A 15,601-nucleotide genomic window follows, 5' to 3' on the forward strand; every position below is an offset into this window, starting at 1 on the left:
GTTAATAATATTAAGATGGAGGAATAATGAAAAAAAACGAAATATATATTGATATATTACAAGTGACATTACCTCATTTGCGTATGATTGCATCATCCAGTTTCATTCACAGGATGAGAGATCGTTCTGCAGTGTATGAGACACAGTTGATTCATGGATTCTATTCTTTGTTGTCTCATGAAGAATTTAAAGATGATGACATACGTTTCTTAAATTACCACTGTCGATATTACTATGAGAATTGCAACTCAAAAATCAGTATGCTTTATAACGATCATTTAAAGAGTTTTTCGGACCTTTTCTCAATTATTCCAGATGATTTGAGAGAAAAACTTGAATGGGAAGGACCAAAGATAGTTTAAAATAAAGCAGACAAAGCGGCCCTTTCCAGGCCGCCACTCTAAAATTGAATACATTATCTTTAGCATGACTTTCATGGGCAAATATTAGACAATGGAACTTATATATAAAGTGGATAAAATAATTGGTAACATTGAGGATTACTTGCCATGAGCACTGTTAATTCAAAAAATCACACCACCAAACCCTAACTATGAGACATGTTTGGAGTGTCGCGCAAAGTTGCTGATTTATCCTGCTGAGATGCACCCTGATGAAGTTAGCGCGATCCTCAATATTGAACCGACTCAGAAAAATATCATTGGTGATAGAAAAACAAATAGTTTAGGTCGAACCCGTGAAGTAAAAACATCAGGATGGTTTCTGTCATCCGAAGACTTCGTTTTTTCAAAAGATCTCAGAGATCATATTGATTGGATTGTCGCTAAGCTTGACGCTTCCCGAGAAGGTCTGAAAAAACTACAAAATACACCTGATGTTAACATGACACTTAGCTGTGTATGGTGGTCGCCGGTCGGTCACAGCGGCCCTGTGCTATGGCCAGAGCAGATGAAGGCATTAGCTGATTTAGATCTGGAATGTGCTTTTGATATCTATTTTTATCCTGAAAAATAACACAATAGCGTATATCAACAATAAATTCCCTTACTTAAAATCACACATTAAAAAATAGATCGGCCATCCTATTTATGAAAACATTAAAGAAGAACGAAATATATGTAAAAATGTTATTACTCTCTATCCCTTATATCAGGAATAGACAGAAATCTAAAAAATCATCTGATTTATCATGCTATCATGAGGCGGAACTTGTCCATAATTTGGCTTACACTATCTTGACACCAGATTTTGAAGATCACGACATTTACTTTCTAAACAATCAGGCAAGGTATTATATTGAAAACTGTAGTGATGATATTTCAATAGCTTATAGCGGTCAAAAAGAACTTATATCATCTCTTTTTGAGATGGTTCCACAAGAAATGAAGTCTAAGCTCTTGTGGGAAGGTCCAAAATAGAGATTAAGAGTAATTCAGACAACATCCATGAAGTTTAATTCATGGATGTTGTGAATAGTTAAAAATAATCTATAGGTAGGGGGGAAGTAAACCGCTTCTCCTGACGTGCATTCAAATCAATACCCGATCGCTGCCCCAGCCGGGCGGCGGATATCATTGGCGCCATACAGGTAACCTTCACGTACTTTGCCGGATACCGCAGAGTCATTGCCCGAATCCGCAGGCGTCACGCCCGCCGCACCCGGTAAGCCAACCAGAATCAGCTCCGCTGCACCCCATGGTGTTTGTTCGACCATTTTATAGCCGCGCTGCTTCAGCAGGTTCAGCGTATCGGCAGACAGCCCACGCTGTTCGTAATACACCTCATCCGGTAGCCACTGGTGATGGATACGCGGTGCATCTACCGCTTCCTGCGGTGCCATACCGTGATCGATAATATTCAGCGCCGTTTGCAGGGTGATGGTGATAATGCGCGAACCGCCGGGCGAGCCAAGTACCATGAAGACCTTACCGTCTTTCGTCACCAGTGACGGGCTCATGGACGAAAGTGGGCGCTTACCGGGGGCGATCGAATTACGCTCCCCTTGCACCAGTCCGTACAGGTTTTTCTCGCCAACCTTCACGGTAAAGTCATCCATTTCGTTATTGAGGAAGAAACCTGTTCCCGGCGCAATCACCACCGAACCAAAACGCCCGTTCACGGTATACGTGGTAGACACCGCATTGCCCTGATTATCCACGATGGAGTAGTGCGTCGTTTCCGGTCGCTCGTGCGGACCAATCCCCGGTTGTACGTTTTTGGACGGCGTCGCGTTCTCCGGTTCGATTTGTTTGCGGATTTCGGCGGCATAATCCTTGCTCAACAAGCGCTCGACAGGGTTGCTGACAAACGCCGGATCGCCGAGATACGTGTTGCGATCCATGTAAGCGTGGCGCATCGCTTCCGTCAGCACATGAACGGTAGCCGCAGAATTAAAGCCCGTCGATTTTATGTCGTAGCCTTCGACAATATTGAGAATTTCACACATCGTGATGCCACCGGAGCTGGGCGGTGGTGAAGAGACAAATTGATAACCGCGATAGTTACAGGTGACTGGTGCCGTTTCGGTAATGCGGTAATCGGCAAAATCAGCCGCCGTCAGGATGCCACCGCCCTGCTTTGCCGCCTTCTCCACTGCCTGCGGGATCGTGCCCTTGTAGAAAGCATCAGGCCCTTTAGCGGCAATCGCCGCCAGCGTATTCGCCAGATCGGTTTGCACCAGCTTATCGCCGGGCTGTAACGGACTGCCATCAGGACGCAGGAAAATGCGCGCCGCTTCAGGGTCAGCTTTGAAGCGTTTTACCGTAGTATCCAAAATATCGGTATCTGCCCGCGTAAGCTCAAAACCTTCACGTGCCAGTTTAATCGCCGGCGCCATCACCTGTTCACGCGTCAATTTGCCGTATTTTTGCAGCGCGGTATCCAGCCCCAGTACCGTTCCCGGTACGCCAGCGGCCAGATAGCCATACAGGCTCGCGTCTTTTTTCACGCTCCCATCCGCGTTCAGATACATGTTGGCGCTGGCTGCTGCCGGTGCAGTTTCACGGAAATTGATAAAGGTGTCTTTCCCATCGGCCAAGTGCAGCGTCATAAAACCGCCACCGCCGATGTTGCCACAGCAGGGATTCACTACCGCCTGCGCATAGCCCACAGCCACGGCGGCATCAATCGCATTGCCGCCCATCTTCATGATATCGACGCCAATCTGCGAAGCCAGATACTGCGAGCTGACCACCATACCGTTTTTCGCTTCCACCGCAGGGGCAGATGCCGCCTGCACGGTTCCCCCCACCAGCAGCGCCGTTATACTGAGTGACAACAGCCACTTTCCCGATGTTGTGTTTTTTATTTTCATGAAGACCCCTTTATCCCGTTGATTTTACTGACTGCTTTATCGCTATCCTCTTGCAAAGCAAACTTGCAAAGTCCGCGCCAACAAACGGCAGCGGCTTAACGGACGCGTCAGCAACAGTAAGAAGCGTAGGAAAGGCGTGAGAAATTGCGAAAATAGCCGCTTATCTTTGCGACGCCGCACGATAAATACGCACCGTCATAAGGCAAGGTGACAAAAAACCGCCCCGCAGAAGAAAGGGGACAGAGATGCGGGGCGGCGGAGAATCAATTCTTACGGGGATCGCTAATCGGTTGACGAACAAGGAAGATATAGGCCAGAGCACCCAATACCGTTACACAGCCGCAGATGATCAGCGCCAGACGGAAAGAATGCGTGGTATCCACAATAAAGCCGGTCACGATCGGGGCAAACGATGCACAAATGAAGCTAGCAAAGTTTTGGATACTGCCGACCGATGCTGTCATACGCGACGCAACGGCAACATGGATCAGCCCCCAGCACGATGTCCCCGCAAAGTGGATGCAGAACAGCGCCATACTAATCAGTAATACCGCTTCTATTGAGGTTGTCGCCTGTGGAACAACAAAGGTAAAAGCCGCAGAGCACAGCATACCGGCAATAATACAGATTTTACGGCTCTTGATTGGTTCCATTCCCCTTTTCACCAGCCAGTCCGTGACATAGCCGTTCACCAGCATCCCAGCGGCACCAAACAGGAAAGGAATCGCGGCCATCAGACCCGTGCTTTTTAAATCCAGATTATAAGCCGTTTGTAGATAACCGGGCAGCCAGGCCAAATATAACCACGCGGTATAGTTAATGCCGCTAAAGCCCAGCATCATGCCCCACATCGTACGGTTACGAAACAGACTGCGCCATTCAATAAAACTCAACGGATCGCGACGAGCGTTCACACTGCCCGCGTTCAGATAAGCCTGCTCATCAGCAGTGAGTTCGATCTGCTCACGGTTGCGATACAACATATACCAGCCGATAGCGAGTAAAACACCAAATAGGCCGATGGTAATGAACATACCGCGCCAGCCCATGACCAACATCATCGCCGCCAGAATGGGTGGGCTGATTGCAACACCAATAGTTGAAGCCGCATTAAAGAACCCCATCGGGCGGCCGCGTTCTTTGATGTTAAACCAGTCGTTTATCACCTTCACGCCACATGGGTTCATCGGTGCTTCGCCAATCCCCATGCCAATACGGACCAGTACAAACTGGGTGAAGCTGTGCACCATGCCAGATAGCGCCTGAAACAATGACCAGAAAAACATGCCAAGGCCCAGCATAATGCGTGGGCCTTTACGATCCAGCAACGGTCCACAAGGGAGCTGTGCAATCCCATAAGCAAGAGAGAAAACGGAGAGCAATGCACCGATTTCTGTCGCACTTAGCCCCAATTCCTGACGAATAGTTAAGTTAGCCACCGAAAGAGAACTTCGGTCGAGATAATTAATCACCGCAGCAAAAAATAGCAGAATCATTGCTGTAGTTTGAATACGTTTAATTCGACTACTGCGCTGAATTACTCCCTCTGGCGGTGCTGAAGAGCGGGTATCAAACGAAGAACGCGGGTCTAGCGTTATATTATTTTTTTCCACGTCTGGCTCCTGGATATTATAATTTTATCTCTACTCAACGCAGGGTTGAGTAAAGTTGTTTTAAACGGAAAGCAATGAAATACTTAATCACCACTCACGGATTTTTATTAATAAAGTCGACTTCTCGTGAGCATAGGTAAGAGATATTTCTCAGGCGTTTTTATTTTGATAAAACCGTGCTCTTGATAATGGTTTATGGTTTTTAATTGGTTTTTAATCGCTCGTACGAACCGTCTGGTTAATTGAACGAATCATCGATTGTTTAGCTGAATTCAAATGGTTACGCAGTGCCAACGTGGCATCCAGATCGCTTCGGCAGATCAACGCACTGAGGATGGTCATGTGCTCGTCAATCGCGATGATATTGCGCTGTTTGAGATCGCTTTCATCCCACTGGTAGTGGAAGTGAAATATCACGGAAATAATTTCAAGAGACTGATCGAAAAAGACATTTTCGGCAGCAGAAAGTAAAAGTGCATGAAAACTACGGTCGAGCTGCGAGAACATGCGAAAACTGTTGCCAATGCTGTCACGTAACATGCGATGGCGTTCCAGCAAGGTTTTAGCCTGTAGCCAACGGGGGTCATCGTCCGGCAGATTGAGGAAGTGTTGCAGAGCATGTGTCTCCAACATTTCCCGTAATTCAAACAGCTGTTCCGCGTAGGCCTGATCGAACTCTTTCATGCTCCACTGCCCACGCTTTTCGTTTTGAATCAGATTGTAACGCCCGAATTTTAAAAGATATTCACGTACGACGACCGGGCTAACACCCGCATCCCGTGCGAGCTGTAGCTCCGAAAATGTCTCTCCCACACGTAGCAGACGCTGGTTAATCATGGTGAAAAATGCCTGCTCAAAAATGCGGTTTTGCTCAGCCATCGGGGCGGTAATACAGGTGAACCCATCGTCGTGGTCAGGTTTTCGAACGATAACATAGTCGCTGCCAACCTGTGTGAGCACGCCGCTATCACGCAGGTGAGCCAAAATATGGCGTACCGTCGTACGGCTGATGTTATACATCTCTGCCAGCGCATTTTGCGACGGCAGAGGCGAGGGAATATGACCACGGGCCATATCATCGATAATCTGATTAATGACATTGTGACGTAAGTTTTTCGAACGGCTCATAATAGATCTCCTTTTTGCACACATTAAAAACCGATTTAAAACATTTTTATGAGCCCGCATTCACAATTTACATCTCCTGTCTCTCATCAATATTTTTTTTCATCAATATCTGAAAAAACAAAAAACAGGAGAGAATAATCATGTCAACAATGAATACATTGATTTGCCAGGAACCGAAAAAATTAGTCTGGAAAGAACGTGAAATACCTATTCCAGGCGAGGGTGAAACATTAATTAAAATTAAGTCTGTCGGCATTTGTGGAACAGATATTCATGCCTGGGGAGGGAATCAACCTTTTTTTAGCTACCCGCGCGTATTAGGTCACGAAATATGTGGTGAAGTTGTCGATACAGGAAAAAATGCACATCAATTTAAAAAAGGTCAGCAGGTTGCCGTCATTCCCTATGTAGCCTGTCAGCAATGCCCAGCCTGCAAGAGCGGTCGTACCAACTGCTGCGAGAAAATTTCAGTGATTGGCGTACATCAGGACGGCGGATTTAGCGAATATTTAGCGGTTCCAGCCACAAACTTACTGCTCGCAGAAGGGATCGATCCACAAGCGGCGGCATTAATCGAACCCTACGCCATTAGTGCACACGCCGTTCGTCGGGCAAAGGTGTTACAGGGTGAACAGGTGCTGGTCGTCGGTGCCGGACCGATTGGCCTCGGCGCAGCAGCCATCGCCAAAGCAGACGGCGCTCACGTGGTTGTCGCAGATACCAGTGCTGCACGCCGCGAGCACGTTATTGCCCACCTGAATCTTTCGGTCGTCGATCCCTCTGCCGAGGATTTTGAGGCCCAGCTACGCGCCGAATTTGGCGGTTCACTAGCAGAAAAAGTGATTGATGCCACGGGCAATCAGCATGCGATGAACAACACCATTAACCTGATCCGCCACGGTGGCAGCATCGTGTTTGTCGGTCTGTTTAAAGGTGATTTGCAGTTCTCCGATCCTGAATTCCACAAGAAAGAGACCACGATGATGGGCAGTCGTAACGCCACACCGGAAGATTTCGCCAAAGTGGGCCGCTTGATGTCTGAAGGTAAACTCACCGCAGAAATGATGCTGACGCACCGTTATCCCTTTGCCACACTGGCTGACATCTATGAAAAGGATGTCATTAACAACCGTGCGCTGATCAAAGGCGTCATCACATTCTGATGAGGGAATAATCATGAAGACATTAAACCGGAAGGACTTTCCCGGCGTAGGTTACCCAACAAAAGTGATTCAGTTTGGTGAAGGTAACTTCCTGCGCGCCTTTGTGGACTGGCAGTTAGATATTCTGAATGAGAAGACCGACCTTCAGGCGGGCGTGACGATTGTACGCCCCATCAATACGGATTTTCCGCCATCGCTCAATACGCAAGATGGGCTTTACACCACGGTCATTCGTGGACTTAATGAACAGGGTGAGGCCGTCAGCGATGCGCGCCTGATCCGCTCGGTTAATAACGAGATTAACCCGTATCAGCATTTTGCCGATTACCTGGCACTGGCCCATAACGCCGCCATTCGTTTTGTTTTTTCAAACACCACGGAAGCGGGCATCAGCTATCACGCTGGCGACAGCGTCAACGATACGCCACCCGTCAGCTTTCCTGCCAAACTGACACGCCTGTTGCTGGAACGCTTTACGCATTTTAACGGTGATAGCAATAAAGGCTGGGTCATTATCCCCTGCGAACTGATCGACTATAACGGCGAGGCGCTCAAAGCTCTGGTCCTGCGCTATGCTCAAGAATGGCAACTCTCACCCGCGTTTATTGACTGGATTGAGACGGCAAATACCTTCTGTTCCACACTCGTGGACAGAATCGTAACGGGATATCCACGTGAAGAATCGTCAGCGCTGGAAGAAAAACTGGGCTACCACGATGCCTTTCTGGATACCGCCGAGCATTTTTATCTCTTTGTGATTCAAGGCCCCAACTGGCTGGCGGATGAGCTGAAACTTGCGGAATACCCGTTGAATATCCGCATTGTTGACGACATCAGGCCGTATAAAGAACGTAAAGTGGCAATTCTGAATGGTGCACACACCGCTCTGGTTCCGGTTGCCTGGCTATGCGGGCTGGATACGGTAGGTGAAGCCATGCAGGATAGCGATGTGCGTCGCTTTGTAGAAAATACGCTACATCAAGAGATCATCCCGGTGCTGGATTTACCGGCGAATGAGTTACGTGAATTTGCCGATGCCGTCACAGGGCGCTTTCAGAACCCCTACATTCGCCATCAGTTGCTCTCCATCGCACTCAATGGCATGACTAAATTCCGCACACGAATTCTGCCACAGTTGCTGGCAGGTCACCGCAACGGGCGCTTTCCGACGCGGTTGACGTTTGCCCTGGCCGCGCTGATTGCCTTCTACCGCGGAGAACGAGTGGGCGAGACTTATCCTTTGCAGGATGATGAGCAGTGGCTCACCCGTTACCGCCAGCTGTGGCCACGCGTGGGAACCAATCTAACCGTGCATGAATTGGTCAACGAGGTGCTCACAGATACCGCACACTGGGGTGAAGATCTCACTCAGCGGTCAGGTTTAGTGGATCAGGTGGCGGCCGATCTGAGCGATATTTTGGCGCAAGGGATGCGTCAGGCGGTGAAAGCGCGGGGATAATGATGATCGACAGCGCCCGGCGGGCGCTGTTTTCCCTTGCACGATAATACATACCCAAATCGTTCGACTGCGCCGCTATGACTGCCGCACGGATCGCCATGAACGCAGCCGTGCGCCAAACACATTCACCAACAAACCGACCATAATCAGCACCGCGCCCACGATCTGTAATAGCGAGAGAGATTCACCAAGAAAAACGGCGGCGCTAACCAACCCAACCACCGGCACCAGCAGCGACAAGGGAGCCACGCGCCAGGTTTCATAGCGCGCCAGCAGGCTTCCCCAAATCCCATAGCCAATGATCGTTGCGGCAAACGCCAGATACACCAGAGATAAGATCGTTGGCAGTTGGATAGTGGTTAGACTATGGACAATCGCTTCTCTGCCTTCAAATAGCCAGGAACTCATGAAGAACGGCACAACAGGAACCAGAGCGCCCCACACTACCAGCGACATAATTCGCACATCGCTGTTTTTACTCATGATAATTTTATTGATGATGTTACCCACCGCCCATGACAGTGCTGCCGCCAGCGTCAGCAGCAGGGTCGTGGTTGTCATACCGGATGACGTTTGCAGCGCCGTACGCCCTTCAGCCAGCACCACCATCCCTATTGCCGCCACCAGAATGCCGACAACATGATTCCAGCGCAGCTTTTCCGACAGCAATACCGCACCAACCAGCAGTGTAAAGAAGGCCTGAGCCTGCAACACCAGCGATGCAATTCCCGCAGGCATGCCTAGCTTGATGGCGAGAAACAAGAAACCAAACTGGCCAAAGCTAATTGTCATGCCATAGGCGAGCAGCCATTTCAGAGGAATACGCGGGAAAGGAACAAATAAAATAGCCGGGAGCGCCACCAGCGAGAAACGCAGCCCTGCCAGTAAAAAAGGTGGCATGTCATTCAGCCCGACTTTAATCACGACAAAATTCACACCCCATAACACGACAACACATAGCGCAAGCAGCGCATCTTTCAACGACATCCTCATCCCCTGATCAAATTCGTAACAAATGCCTTCCTCAAGGTACGCGTAAAATGAGAAAACGGATAAGAAAAGATAATTATGGCGTTACGTGATGATGACTAAGCGTGAGCATAATGTGAGAAGGCCGACCACCACATTAGTAGTCGGCATAGATGGCGGTTACTCGACGGCGATCGGTTTTTCCGTCAGCGTAGTTTTATTGTCGCCCTGAATGGCTTTCACTTTCTGTTCCGTTTTTTGTACCGCATCTGCGCTACTCAACAGACTGTACGTCAGCTCAAACGTGGTGCTCTGGCCGGGCTGTAACTTTTTGACTCGCCCTTGCTCACGTTCAATCGTGACGGGATAGGCGTAGTTGGTGCCGGGTTCGATCCCTGTCACATAGCCTTGTTTTTCCGTATCCGTATTCTTCCACAGCGTCAGCAGCGGTAGCTGATGAGTATCAAAGGCAATCGACACGCCCTTATCTCCCGCCTTGTTTACTAGCGCCGCCAGCGTTTTTCCTTGCGAATCGGTATATGGCGTAATGTTGAACACCATCTCATCAAAGTCTTTTGTCGGCCCTTTGTAGGTTTGCCAGGTTGCCAGACCCGCTTTGGCGTGGTCATTAAACGGAGAAATCTCTTTTACTGGCGCGAGGAAACGCGCACCGTCTTCCAGAATCGGCGTGCCGAAATTGCTGTGGTAGATAATCTGATAGTCGCGCGCGTAGTCGGCTTTATTGGTCAATACATCATGTACGGTAAACGACTCGCTGCCGGGAACGTAACGCAGCTCGGTCCAGGTTTCCAGATTCGACTTCTTAAAGCTGTTTTCTTTCAGCAGCCCACGCACCGTAATGGTATACGGCGCGCTATCGCTGACTTCCACCACCACTTTTGAGGCAGGCGTATTACCCGCACGGCCATGCAGGGTGTAGATCATGCCATCACTAACGACAGGGTGCCCCGTCCATTCAAAGCCGCAGCGCACCATCATCTCATTGAAACCTTCCAGCCAGCCCAATCCATTACGGCTTTCCAGATTGATGGTATTCGGATTGACGACCTCATCAACCGGCGAATCCCACCCCAAACGGATGTTTTTACCTGCCGCATGCAATAAGTTCATCCCTCGCGTCGGGCTGAGGGCAATTTTCAGTCCGTCCTGACTGGTAATCGTAATCACTTTACTGCCTTCCTGACGTCCACCGTGCAGGACTTTTTGCTCAATGCTGAAATGCTGATTCTTGATCTTCAGAGCATCACTGCTGATTTGCCAATTTCCCTTTTCTACGCTGCTTTCAGCATCTGTCAGCACAAACGTCTGCGCCGATAATTGCCATGATGTCAGCGCCAGTGTAATACCCATAGCCAGTAATTTTTTCATGTTAACCGTCCCTCTTTGCTGAATTGTTTTAGCTAATGCGAGCTAAAGACTACAAATCAGCGGATGGTCAGAATGTGATAACTATCACCAGATGGAAAAATTCAGCATTGATGCGTTATTTATCTGACTAGACTCACTAATTACCTGTAAATAGAAACCATTTTTGCAGAAAAATTGAGATATTGATCGGAAATAGCTGACATCGTTTCAGCAAAATAAAGCATGCCGCCTAAAAGCATTTTCCCGACAACGAGATCATCAGCAATTCATGCTTAAATATCTTATTATTACAGGATAAAAAATTACCGGATTGTTTTTTGACCACATTGCACCCTATTAGCGCAAGCGCTATGGTTGCCGCTAACCTGTGTACGACCACTGATAAATAAACTATGAACTTTTCTCTTTTCGGCAAGAAATTCACGCGCCACGCTGGCATCACTCAGTTAATGGACGATCTGAACGAAGGGCTGCGTACGCCAGGCGCAATCATGCTGGGGGGCGGCAATCCGGCGCACATTCCAGAGATGGATAGCTACTTCCAAAAGCTGTGTCAGGAAATGCTGGAGCAAGGGAAATTAACGGAAGCGCTATGCAACTACGACGGCCCGCAAGGCAAAGATACACTGCTTAATGCGCTGGCCGAGCTCCTGAGTAATGAATTAGGTTGGCAGATTGGACCACAGAACATTGCGCTGACAAATGGCAGCCAGAGTGCGTTTTTCTACTTATTTAATCTGTTTGCTGGTCGCCACAGCGATGGCAGCCTAAAAAAGGTACTGTTTCCACTGGCACCGGAATATATCGGCTATTCAGATTCTGGACTGGACGAAGACATGTTCGTTTCCGTTCGCCCGCAAATCGAACTGTTGCCTGAAGGGCAATTTAAATATCACGTCGATTTCGATCATCTGTCGATTACCGATGATATCGGGCTCGTCTGCGTATCACGCCCGACCAATCCGACCGGTAACGTGCTGACCGACGACGAGCTAATGCGTCTGGATATTCTGGCACAGCAGCACAATATCCCTCTGCTGATTGATAACGCCTATGGTGTGCCTTTCCCCGGCATCATCTTCAGCGATGCTACGCCGCTGTGGAACCCGAATATCATCCTGTGCATGAGCCTGTCCAAACTGGGCCTGCCCGGCTCGCGCTGCGGCATTGTGATTGCGGATGAAAAGGTGATTTCGGCAATTGGCAATATGAACGGCATCATTAGCTTGTCTCCAGGCGCAATTGGCCCAGCGCTGGCGCATGAGATGATTCAGCGTGGCGATCTGCTTCGCTTATCTAACGACGTCGTACGCCCGTTCTATCAGCAACGCGTGACGGAGACTATCGCCATTATTCGTCGCTATCTGTCACCCGAGCAGTGCCTGATTCATAAACCAGAAGGCGCCATCTTCCTGTGGTTGTGGTTCAAGGATCTCCCCATCACGACGGAAATCCTGTACCAGCGCCTGAAAAAACGCGGCGTCCTCATGGTACCGGGTCACTATTTCTTCCCCGGTCTGGAGCAGGAATGGCCACATGCTCATCAATGCATGCGCATGAACTACGTGCCGGAGCCGGAAAAAATCGAACGCGGTATTGCGATTCTGGCAGAAGAAGTCGAAAAGGCGATACAGGAAGGCTGACTGTCGGCGACAGGTCGTTATTGAGCTGAATACGGTGGGGCATGCTCCCACCGTTTTTGTTTTGTCACCCGCTTTCAACACAGCAACACCAGACATTTCCCCCTTTGTATTCATTCTCCCTATTCTTGCCATCCCATGATTACTGGCCACAACATCAGGCTACTAACGATTAATTCTTGAATTATTTTTTTCATTTTCAATCGGTAATAACATTCGTTTATTCCAGATTAATAGTTAATTCATTCAAAAGAGACAGTAATCTCACACACTTAACTAAAATTTTCAGAATAAATACGCACCTCACGCAACTTATTGCTCACTTTCTAGTTGAAATCACTTTTTGCGCAATGTTTGCAAACGATTCGGGAAGTCTGCGCAACTTCTTGCTCAAATTTTGCTTAGTGAAAATTTTAATTAGGTAAATTTACATACAAAACAAATAGATAAAACATGGCATGCGAATTGCTATGTGAACAGCGAAGTTACTAATCCCGTTCAACAACAAGGAGCAAGACTATGCCAACTCCATGCTATATCAGCATCGAAGGTAAAACGCAGGGCAACATCACCGCTGGTGCTTTCACGTCTGATTCTGTCGGCAACATCTATGTGGAAGGCCACGAAGACGAAATGCTGGTACAGGAATTCAAACACATCGTCACCGTACCGACCGACCCACAGTCTGGTCAGCCATCCGGTCAACGCGTACACAAGCCATTCAAATTTACTGTCGCGCTGAACAAAGCCGTTCCGCTGATGTACAACGCCCTGGCGTCTGGTGAAATGCTGCCGACCGTGACTCTGAAATGGTACCGCACATCGGTTGAAGGTAAACAAGAGCACTTCTTCTCTACCGTTCTGACCGACGCCACCATCGTTGACGTTAACTGCCAGATGCCACACTGCCAGGATCCAGCGAAGCTGGACTACACCCAACTGATTGAAGTGTCGCTGGCCTACCGCAAAATTGACTGGGAACACACCGTTGCCGGTACTTCTGGTTCTGATGACTGGCGTGCGCCGGTCGAAGCGTAATTCCTATTTAACCCGGGCTTGCCCGGGTTTTCTGCATTGAGCCATGGCCACGCCATGCCTGAGTGTGGATGACAGCATCAGGAGGACGGATGGCAAACAGTACAGGATTACAGTTCACCGTTAAGGTCGGGGCATTGCCTGCATCGACTTTTGCCGTGGTGGATTTTCAGCTCAGCGAGGCGCTCAACCAGCCGTTTGCCCTGTCGCTGAATTTGGCCAGCCCCTTACCGGGGATCGATTTTGGCGATGTTCTCGACCAACCCTGTGAACTTCTGGTGTGGTACGAGGGCGAACTCCAAAGACGAGTAAGCGGTATTGTCAGCGCGTTCGCACAGGGTGACACCGGCTTTCGCCGCACGCGCTATCAGGCAGAAGTCCGTCCTGCCGTGTGGCGTCTCGGGTTACGCACTAATGCCCGCATCTTTCAGGCACAAAAACCAGAAGCAATTATCGGCGCACTGCTGGAAGAAGCAGGTATCACCGACTACGCCTTTGCGCTGCGCAACGAGCATGCGGTGCGGGAATACTGCGTGCAGTATCGAGAAAGCGATTTAGCCTTTATCACTCGGCTAGCCGCAGAGGAAGGCTTGTACTTCTTCCACGAATTTGAGGAAAACAAACACCGGCTGGTCTTTGCCGACGATGCGGGTGCGCTGGCCAAAGGCTCTGAGCTGTTTTTCAACCTTGCCACACAGGGGCTAAGCGAAGGGGCGTACGTCAATCGCTTCCGCTATGCCGAAGCAGTGCGGACTGCCGAAGTAGCACTCAAAGACTACAGCTTTAAAACCCCAGCCTACGGCCTGCTGCATAGCAAGACGAGCGGAGAGCTGGAACACCAACGCGAAAGCTATCAGCATTTCGATTACCCCGGTCGTTTTAAACAAGACCCGAGCGGTAAAGCCTTCACTGGCTATCGGCTGGATGCCCTGCGAGCAGGAGCAATGACCGGTTCGGGCGAATCCAATGCCGCAGAGCTGATGCCGGGTAGCAGTTTTACCTTAACCGAACACCCCAATCCGACGCTCAATATCGCCTGGCAACTGGTTGCTATCACGCACAGCGGGCAGCAGCCTCAGGCGCTGGAAGAAGAAAGCGGTGGCGAACCGACCACCTACAGCAACAGCTTCGAAGTCGTGAAAGCCAGCACTACCTGGCGTGCGGACCTACCGTACAAGCCGATGGTAGACGGCCCGCAAATCGCAACGGTAGTCGGCCCTGCTGGTGAAGAAATCTACTGCGACGAATACGGCAGAATTAAGCTGCAATTCCCGTGGGACAGATACGGTTCCAGCGACGACCAGAGCTCCTGCTGGGTACGTGTCAGCCAAGGCTGGGCAGGCGGTCAATACGGCCTGATCGCCATCCCGCGCATCGGCCATGAGGTCATCGTCAGCTTCCTCGAAGGCGACCCAGATCAGCCTATCGTGACGGGCAGAACCTTCCATGCCACCAATCCATCACCCTATCCGTTACCCGCCAACAAGACGCGCACGACACTGCGTACCACGACCCACAAAGGCGCCGGGTTCAACGAACTGCGTTTTGAAGATCAGGCTGGTCAGGAAGAAGTGTTTATCCATGCCCAGAAAGACATGAATACCGTCGTACTGAATAACCGTACAACCGGCGTGACCGCCGACCATACCGAAAGCGTCGGCGGTAATCAGGCGGTGTCGGTGGTGAAAGATCAGTCCACCGAAATTCAGGGGCAGCAGACTATTGCCGTCACCAAAAACCGCAGTACTACCGTGGATGACAACGACAGCCTACAGGTGAAAAACAATATCGCCATCCAGTCGCAGAAGGGGGACATCCTGATAGCAACTGACAAGGGATTTATTGGTATCGGCGCAGACGGGGTCATCAACATCAAGGGCACCCACATTGTCATTAACGGCCAGCAAATCGACCTGAACTGAACAACAAGA

At 49.6% G+C, this 15,601-nt stretch carries 13 protein-coding genes; 8 read left to right on the forward strand and 5 right to left on the reverse strand.

Annotated features, from left to right (window positions below; genetic code table 11):
• The first annotated feature begins 26 nt into the window (after positions 1-26).
• The 3 genes from CLR69_RS17950 (at position 27) to CLR69_RS17960 (ending at position 1,379) form a co-directional block, all read left to right on the forward strand.
• The gene (locus tag CLR69_RS17950) at positions 27-362 is read left to right on the forward strand and encodes a hypothetical protein (RefSeq protein ID WP_129712961.1); all 336 of its coding nucleotides are present in this window, start codon (positions 27-29) and stop codon (positions 360-362) included.
• A gap of 202 nt (positions 363-564) precedes the next feature.
• The gene (locus CLR69_RS17955; RefSeq protein WP_242451654.1) at positions 565-975 is read left to right on the forward strand and encodes a DUF4279 domain-containing protein; all 411 of its coding nucleotides are present in this window, start codon (positions 565-567) and stop codon (positions 973-975) included.
• Between the two features lie 74 nt (positions 976-1,049).
• Positions 1,050-1,379: a zinc ABC transporter substrate-binding protein gene (locus CLR69_RS17960; RefSeq protein WP_129712960.1), complete on the forward strand. Its 330-nt coding sequence runs from the start codon at positions 1,050-1,052 to the stop codon at positions 1,377-1,379.
• A 116-nt stretch (positions 1,380-1,495) separates the two neighbouring features.
• Here the strand turns inward: CLR69_RS17960 and ggt are convergent, their stop codons facing one another.
• The 3 genes from ggt to CLR69_RS17975 form a co-directional block, all read right to left on the reverse strand.
• Entirely contained in the window at positions 1,496-3,274 is a 1,779-nt protein-coding gene (gene ggt, locus CLR69_RS17965) for a gamma-glutamyltransferase (protein ID WP_129712959.1), read from the reverse strand.
• A gap of 263 nt (positions 3,275-3,537) precedes the next feature.
• Complete coding sequence (locus tag CLR69_RS17970; protein WP_129712958.1) at positions 3,538-4,887, reverse strand: MFS transporter; 1,350 nt, start codon at positions 4,885-4,887, stop codon at positions 3,538-3,540.
• Positions 4,888-5,100: 213 nt separating this feature from the next.
• Positions 5,101-6,015, reverse strand: coding sequence for a GntR family transcriptional regulator (locus CLR69_RS17975; RefSeq protein WP_129707422.1), 915 nt, complete (start codon positions 6,013-6,015; stop codon positions 5,101-5,103).
• Positions 6,016-6,155: 140 nt separating this feature from the next.
• Between CLR69_RS17975 and CLR69_RS17980 the strand changes: the two genes are divergently transcribed.
• Both CLR69_RS17980 and CLR69_RS17985 read left to right on the forward strand, forming a co-directional pair.
• The gene (locus CLR69_RS17980) at positions 6,156-7,178 is read left to right on the forward strand and encodes a zinc-binding alcohol dehydrogenase family protein (RefSeq protein ID WP_129712957.1); all 1,023 of its coding nucleotides are present in this window, start codon (positions 6,156-6,158) and stop codon (positions 7,176-7,178) included.
• Between the two features lie 13 nt (positions 7,179-7,191).
• On the forward strand, positions 7,192-8,637 hold the full coding sequence (locus CLR69_RS17985; protein ID WP_129712956.1) for a tagaturonate reductase: 1,446 nt from the start codon (positions 7,192-7,194) through the stop codon (positions 8,635-8,637).
• Positions 8,638-8,712: 75 nt separating this feature from the next.
• Here the strand turns inward: CLR69_RS17985 and CLR69_RS17990 are convergent, their stop codons facing one another.
• Together CLR69_RS17990 and CLR69_RS17995 are read right to left on the reverse strand one after the other, a co-directional pair.
• The gene (locus tag CLR69_RS17990) at positions 8,713-9,624 is read right to left on the reverse strand and encodes an EamA family transporter (protein WP_129712955.1); all 912 of its coding nucleotides are present in this window, start codon (positions 9,622-9,624) and stop codon (positions 8,713-8,715) included.
• Positions 9,625-9,786: 162 nt separating this feature from the next.
• Complete coding sequence (locus CLR69_RS17995; RefSeq protein WP_129712954.1) at positions 9,787-10,995, reverse strand: aldose 1-epimerase family protein; 1,209 nt, start codon at positions 10,993-10,995, stop codon at positions 9,787-9,789.
• Between the two features lie 392 nt (positions 10,996-11,387).
• Between CLR69_RS17995 and CLR69_RS18000 the strand changes: the two genes are divergently transcribed.
• The 3 genes from CLR69_RS18000 (at position 11,388) to CLR69_RS18010 (ending at position 15,592) form a co-directional block, all read left to right on the forward strand.
• Positions 11,388-12,638, forward strand: a complete 1,251-nt coding sequence (locus CLR69_RS18000; RefSeq protein ID WP_129707431.1) for a valine--pyruvate transaminase — start codon at positions 11,388-11,390, stop codon at positions 12,636-12,638.
• A 516-nt stretch (positions 12,639-13,154) separates the two neighbouring features.
• Positions 13,155-13,673, forward strand: coding sequence for an Hcp family type VI secretion system effector (locus CLR69_RS18005; RefSeq protein ID WP_012822145.1), 519 nt, complete (start codon positions 13,155-13,157; stop codon positions 13,671-13,673).
• A gap of 89 nt (positions 13,674-13,762) precedes the next feature.
• Positions 13,763-15,592 carry a type VI secretion system Vgr family protein gene (locus tag CLR69_RS18010; RefSeq protein WP_129712953.1) on the forward strand — a complete coding sequence of 610 codons (1,830 nt, stop codon included), beginning with the start codon at positions 13,763-13,765 and terminating at the stop codon, positions 15,590-15,592.
• Positions 15,593-15,601 lie beyond the last annotated feature (9 nt).

The sequence above is a fragment of the Pectobacterium zantedeschiae genome, assembly GCF_004137795.1.
GTDB classification, from domain to species: domain Bacteria; phylum Pseudomonadota; class Gammaproteobacteria; order Enterobacterales; family Enterobacteriaceae; genus Pectobacterium; species Pectobacterium zantedeschiae.

Bases quoted from the DNA above. Each gene is read 5' to 3' on its own strand.
- CLR69_RS17950 (WP_129712961.1), top strand. From the start codon at position 27: ATGAAAAAAAACGAAATATATATTGATATATTACAAGTGACATTACCT.
- CLR69_RS17960 (WP_129712960.1), top strand. From the start codon at position 1,050: ATGAAAACATTAAAGAAGAACGAAATATATGTAAAAATGTTATTACTC.
- ggt (WP_129712959.1), bottom strand. From the start codon at position 3,274: ATGAAAATAAAAAACACAACATCGGGAAAGTGGCTGTTGTCACTCAGT.
- CLR69_RS17975 (WP_129707422.1), bottom strand. From the start codon at position 6,015: ATGAGCCGTTCGAAAAACTTACGTCACAATGTCATTAATCAGATTATC.
- CLR69_RS17980 (WP_129712957.1), top strand. From the start codon at position 6,156: ATGTCAACAATGAATACATTGATTTGCCAGGAACCGAAAAAATTAGTC.
- CLR69_RS17985 (WP_129712956.1), top strand. From the start codon at position 7,192: ATGAAGACATTAAACCGGAAGGACTTTCCCGGCGTAGGTTACCCAACA.
- CLR69_RS17990 (WP_129712955.1), bottom strand. From the start codon at position 9,624: ATGTCGTTGAAAGATGCGCTGCTTGCGCTATGTGTTGTCGTGTTATGG.
- CLR69_RS17995 (WP_129712954.1), bottom strand. From the start codon at position 10,995: ATGAAAAAATTACTGGCTATGGGTATTACACTGGCGCTGACATCATGG.
- CLR69_RS18000 (WP_129707431.1), top strand. From the start codon at position 11,388: ATGAACTTTTCTCTTTTCGGCAAGAAATTCACGCGCCACGCTGGCATC.
- CLR69_RS18005 (WP_012822145.1), top strand. From the start codon at position 13,155: ATGCCAACTCCATGCTATATCAGCATCGAAGGTAAAACGCAGGGCAAC.
- CLR69_RS18010 (WP_129712953.1), top strand. From the start codon at position 13,763: ATGGCAAACAGTACAGGATTACAGTTCACCGTTAAGGTCGGGGCATTG.